Source organism: Gelidibacter algens (genome assembly GCF_001678675.1).
GTDB lineage: Bacteria > Bacteroidota > Bacteroidia > Flavobacteriales > Flavobacteriaceae > Gelidibacter > Gelidibacter algens.
In genome coordinates, this window is the sequence record NZ_LZRN01000086.1 from 1 (window position 1) to 5,503 (window position 5,503).

Below are 5,503 nucleotides of genomic sequence, written 5' to 3' on the forward strand. Positions count from 1 at the left end.
ATTAGGCCCATTTAAAGGTGATGACTTTTTCTATATCTGGATGGAGACTGTTCAGAACTGGACAGGTCATTGCTGTATTTTCAAGAATTTTTTTAGTTTTGTCATCTGCCTTAAATGGCAACTCCATAACCACTTCAATTTTTGAAATCCGTCTTGGATTGCTGTCCATGGTTTTTGTCACTTCTGCTGAAGTACCTGCCATATTGACCTCCATATCTCTCGCCTTGATGCCCATAACGGTCATCATGCAACTCGCTAATCCCGTTGCAACTGTATCTGTTGGAGAAAATGCCAAACCTTTTCCATTATTATCTGTAGGCGCATCTGTAATGAAAGCGTTTCCAGATTGTTCATGAGTACATTCAGTTCTCAAATCGCCAAGGTAAACAACTTTTGAGGTCATAATTTTGCTTCTTCTATGGTGAGGTCAGATGTGTATTTCACAATGTAAACGGCCTCGTTATAATATCCGCCAGAGAGTTTTTTAGAATATCTGAACTTGTTTTCAGAGTATTTGGTTTCAATGGCATTGGTAGACGCCTTATAAAGATTTTCATCAGACGCCAAACGCAGAAGAACATCTAAAGTCAGATCAAAACCTCTTGCCGCAAATTTATTGGGTTCAATGCCATATTTCTTCTTATAGGCTTTTACAAAACTATCCGGTTGCTCATAGTTCGAGCTTTTGTTTGGGGATGGATAGTGGAATTTTAAATTGGCCAAATGATAGTTAGAAACATTAGTACCTTCAAATGCTTCAGTTTTATTAGTACTCACCAGAATAATATCTTGGTTTTTATTGGTCAACCCATTAAGCATACTCGTTACGGTAGACACCAATGCTTCATTAGCAGTTTCTAAGAACACATAATTTTTACCGCTTGCAAAAGCACCACTTAAATCGCTAGCCATTATATAAAAGGCATCATTTCCAGTCTTGTTTTTTCTCGAAAAAACCTGTTTAGCCCCCGCAAATTCCGACTTTAGACGATTGCTGATTGCGCTATGGGAATGGTCGGCTATGATTACCACATTGCGTTTCAGAGAATCTGATTTTACAAAGTTGATGATTGCATTTTCGAGCATTTGAGTTTCAGGAATGGTTTGGAAAACATTTGCTAACAACTGGTCTGGTTTGGTTATTGGAGAAATTACCGGCACCATGTCGTTTTCCAATGCTCTCGCCACACGGTCTAAATTATTAGCCATTAGTGGACCAATGACCGCATCATACTCAGAAAAATCATTGCTGTTTAAGATTTTTGAAACTTCAGACAATTGATCCTCAGTGTCAAATACTTTTAGTTTTGTTGAAATACCCAATTGTTTGGCAGAATCTACTGCCATCAAAACACCAGAATGGAAATCGAGAGACACAGAAAGACGTCTATCTGTTTTTATCAAGTCTTTGGCTTCTGGCACAGAATCTGTATCCACTCTGCTCAAACGAAATGGCAACATCACAGCAATTTGTTTGGTCTTTAAATTGTTCAAATTATTTGTGAGGATCGTCTCTTCAACTTTTCCTTTTATCTCACCAACTTGTGTGGTTTGAGGCACTTTTAATACCATACCATCCTTTAACCCATCTGACTTCAATTCAGGATTTAGCTTTTCCAATTGCTCTTGGGTTAGACCTAACTTCACCTTTAAACGATAGTAACCTTCACTTTTTTGAACCGTATAATAGTTGAAGTTATCATCAATTACTTTTTCATCGGCAGTATTAGGGACATTGACAAGCTCTCCTGGTTGCAAAACCTCATTCATTCCTGGGTTTAAGGTTTCCAATTCTGCTACAGAGATTCCAAATTTATAAGCCACACGCCATTTACCTTCTTTAGGTTGTACCTCGTAGGTTTTAAGGGAATTGCTTGGTTTCACATTGGACACAAATGTTTTGTATCGTGGAATTCTGATTTTATCCCCTTTTTTTAGGTTGTCGGCATAAAGACTTTTATTGTGCTTTTTAATATCTTCAATTTCAATGCGGTATTCTTTTGAAATGCTATACAGTGTTTCCTTACGTCTAACCTTGTGGGTTTCATAACCAATAAGTTCCTTCGTTTCAACTGAGGCATTGGAAGATAGGTTTGAGGTATTAGGAATGATCAACACCGTATTTGTGGTCAGTTTTTTCTTAGCATCCGGATTTAATGTATAAATATCAGAGACAGAAACTTGATATTTTTTTGCAATAATCTCTATAGTTTCTCCTTGTTTTACAGTGTGTGACTTAAATTTTTGCGCATTTGCAAACAAACTGCAAGACAACGTTATAAGACAAACTAAAATGAGTTTTTTCATCGTTATTTTTTTATATTCCTGAGATTCTGCCTGTCATTAGACTAAACACAAGAAATTTCCTAAATTCAAGTTCTTTATTATGAGTTATGAGATTTTTGTTTCCGCAGAAATTTTATTCCCATTCAATAGTTGCTGGTGGTTTTGAACTGATGTCATACACTACTCTATTAACGCCTTTTACTTTATTTATTATTTCGTTTGAGGTCTTTTGCAGAAATTCATAAGGCAAATTCACCCAATCTGCAGTCATTCCGTCTGTACTTTCAACAGCTCTTAAGGCCACACATTTTTCATAGGTACGCTCATCACCCATAACACCTACACTATTTACCGGCAGAAGGATTGCTCCCGCTTGCCACACTTTATCATAGAGATTCCACGATTTCAGGTTATCTATAAATACGGCATCTACTTCTTGTAAGATACGCACTTTTTCAGCGGTGATATCGCCTAAAATACGAATTGCCAATCCGGGACCGGGAAACGGATGACGCCCTAATATGGCTTGATCCATATCCATAGAAGCACCCACGCGTCTCACTTCATCTTTAAATAATGCTTTTAACGGTTCAACCACTTTCAACTTCATAAAATCTGGCAACCCACCCACATTATGGTGACTCTTAATAGTAGCACTTGGACTTCCTGTTGCACTCACACTTTCAATCACATCAGGATAAATAGTGCCTTGTGCCAGCCATTTTACATCTTTTATTTGATGTGCTTCATCATCAAAAACTTCAATGAACACGCGACCTATGGCTTTCCGTTTTAATTCCGGATCGCTCAATCCTGCAAGTGCATCCAAAAAACGTGCCGAAGCATCCACACCTTTTACATTAAGTCCCATACCTTCATATTGCGCTAGGACACTGTCATATTCATTTTTTCGAAGCAATCCGTTGTTTACAAAAATACAATAGAGATTTGTGCCAATGGCTTTGTGTAATAAAATGGCTGCTACTGAAGAATCTACACCTCCTGACAAACCTAACACAACTTTGTCATTACCTATTTTTTCTTGTAATGCTTCAACAGTTTCCTCCACGAAGGATTGTGGTGTCCAGTCTTGTTCTACTTTTGCGATATGAACCAAAAAGTTTTCTAAAAATTGCTTGCCGTCAGTTGAGTGGTAAACTTCTGGATGAAATTGAATGCCGTAGGTTTGTTCACCTTCAATCACAAAAGCTGCATTTTCAACATCTTTGGTGCTAGCAATCAATATGCCGTTGGTTGGCAACTGCTTAATGGTATCACTATGGCTCATCCATACTTGGCTACCTGCATCGATATGATTAAAAAGCGGTTCTTTTACTTTAACATAGGTCAAGTTGGCTCTTCCATATTCACGTGTACTGGAAGGTTCTACCAATCCGCCCGAAAAGTGGGACAAATATTGGGCGCCGTAACATACGGCGAGCAATGGCATGTAACCTCTTATTTTTGACAAATCAGGATGTGGGGCATTTTCTGCTCTTACCGAAGATGGACTGCCAGATAAAATGACCGCTTTAAAACTGTCAATGTCGTTTGGAATTTTGTTAAATGGATAGATCTCACAGTAAATATTGAGCTCTCTAACGCGTCTCGCAATAAGCTGTGTGTATTGTGACCCGAAATCTAAAATAAGGACTTTGTTGTGTTGCATGCGCAAAAATAAGGATTGATTTTATATTGACGAGTTTGGACTCCTGATTTCTTCAATTAATTTTTAGTATGATAATGAATTTTGGCGCAGTGGGTTTTTGTTAAGAATCTCAAATTACTTATCTACCAAGATATAACCTGCAACTATTTTTGCATTCAATAAATCATTAATGTCCGATAAAAATTAAACCGGCTTGATTTTATTTTTTATCTATATGATTTTCAGTGCTTTGATTTATATCTTTCGTTTTTTTTGAAAAACAGGTCACAGATTAAATACTAGTTGTTCTGATTCAGCTTTGTCAATTATCCAATCCTTTTCGGGGTTTTCCAGAAATCTCATCAAATTGATGTAATTGAAAAGGTGGATTTTGCAGAAGCTGACCAAATTTGAAAATGCCCAACTGCGCTTCAATCTCTTTTTAACCACTGCCAATAGCAGATTGACTATCAGAACACAATAAATTTGTATTTTAATTGCATTTTCATTATCTCCCAAGAAATATTTCAATGGAAAATTCTGTTTCAGCTGTTTAAACAGTATTTCTATTTGCCATCTTATTTTGTACAGGGCAGCAATTAAATCGGCGCGCAAGTCAAACAAATTAGTTAAAAATTCAAATTCTCGTTTGTTTACGCGGTCATAAAACGTCACTTTCCTCAATCTTAATTTCGATATTTCCTTGCCTTTTTTTACATCAACTTCAATAATTTCATCTTCTAAAACTCCGTTATGGATCCGTTCCCCAATATCTAATTTTTCGATACTTAGATACGATGCGTTGTCTTTTATGCGAGTTACAAATCCTGTTTTATGGGCTGTAAAATGCTCAAAAGCCTTGTAATCATTATATGCCTTATCAAAAACATAAATGGTGTTCTCATCGCATTTTAGCTTTTCTAAAAATTTATGATCGTGTGTTTTGGCTTCACTGAACCAGACCAAGCTCGGTACGATTTCATCTGCGTTGATAACAGAATGTACTTTTATTCCCCCTTTTCTTTTTCCGCTTTTTGGATTTCTGCCAACGCAACCCATAATGTCCCTAAAAAGGCTAATTGTTGAACTGTCGAAAATTTTGACCTGCTTTATTATGACATCTTTAATGCGGCTGTCCGATAAGAAACCACCATACTGTTTGAGCAATTGATGATAGATATTTTCAAAGACCAAAACATCCCTTTTCTTGTTTGCATCAGATAAAGTACTCCTTTTGGGAATATGGTTTAGCTGAAAACTACTCGTTTTTCCCGATAGACCCAGCATTGCTCCAGATATTTCACGCAATGACGTGCACTTTGAGAACGAACAGAAAAGCATACTTATCAAATGGTCCTTTGTGGTAAATCGCTTGGTGTAACGGTCTGAATCACATTTCTTGACCTCTCTTCTTATCAAAGAATCATCTATTAAAGAAATCAGCTGTCCGAAAACAGATTTACTGGAAAAATAATTACTTTTACTCATCGTATTTTAGTTTTTTGCAACTCCAAATTACGATTTTTTAAGAAGCCATTCATTTGGCTTCTTTTTTTATCGGACAACAAT

The 5,503-nt window shown here is 36.8% G+C and carries 4 protein-coding genes; all 4 read right to left on the reverse strand.

The window, feature by feature from the left end; translation table 11 throughout:
* Position 1: 1 nt before the first annotated feature.
* Complete coding sequence (locus A9996_RS18875) at positions 2–403, reverse strand: OsmC family protein (RefSeq protein ID WP_066438994.1); 402 nt, start codon at positions 401–403, stop codon at positions 2–4.
* On the reverse strand, positions 400–2,307 hold the full coding sequence (locus A9996_RS18880; RefSeq protein ID WP_066438996.1) for a LysM peptidoglycan-binding domain-containing protein: 1,908 nt from the start codon (positions 2,305–2,307) through the stop codon (positions 400–402). Before A9996_RS18880 ends, A9996_RS18875 begins: the two co-directional genes overlap by 4 nt.
* Positions 2,308–2,419: 112 nt before the next feature.
* A complete protein-coding gene (gene guaA, locus A9996_RS18885; RefSeq protein ID WP_066438999.1) occupies positions 2,420–3,955 on the reverse strand; it encodes a glutamine-hydrolyzing GMP synthase in 1,536 nt (511 codons plus the stop codon).
* 264 nt (positions 3,956–4,219) lie between these two features.
* A complete protein-coding gene (locus tag A9996_RS18890; RefSeq protein WP_066429769.1) occupies positions 4,220–5,422 on the reverse strand; it encodes an IS4 family transposase in 1,203 nt (400 codons plus the stop codon).
* Positions 5,423–5,503: the final 81 nt, after the last annotated feature.

Coding starts and splice junctions, on each gene's coding strand:
- A9996_RS18875 (WP_066438994.1), bottom strand. CDS start 403: ATGACCTCAAAAGTTGTTTACCTTGGCGATTTGAGAACTGAATGTACT.
- A9996_RS18880 (WP_066438996.1), bottom strand. CDS start 2,307: ATGAAAAAACTCATTTTAGTTTGTCTTATAACGTTGTCTTGCAGTTTG.
- guaA (WP_066438999.1), bottom strand. CDS start 3,955: ATGCAACACAACAAAGTCCTTATTTTAGATTTCGGGTCACAATACACA.
- A9996_RS18890 (WP_066429769.1), bottom strand. CDS start 5,422: ATGAGTAAAAGTAATTATTTTTCCAGTAAATCTGTTTTCGGACAGCTG.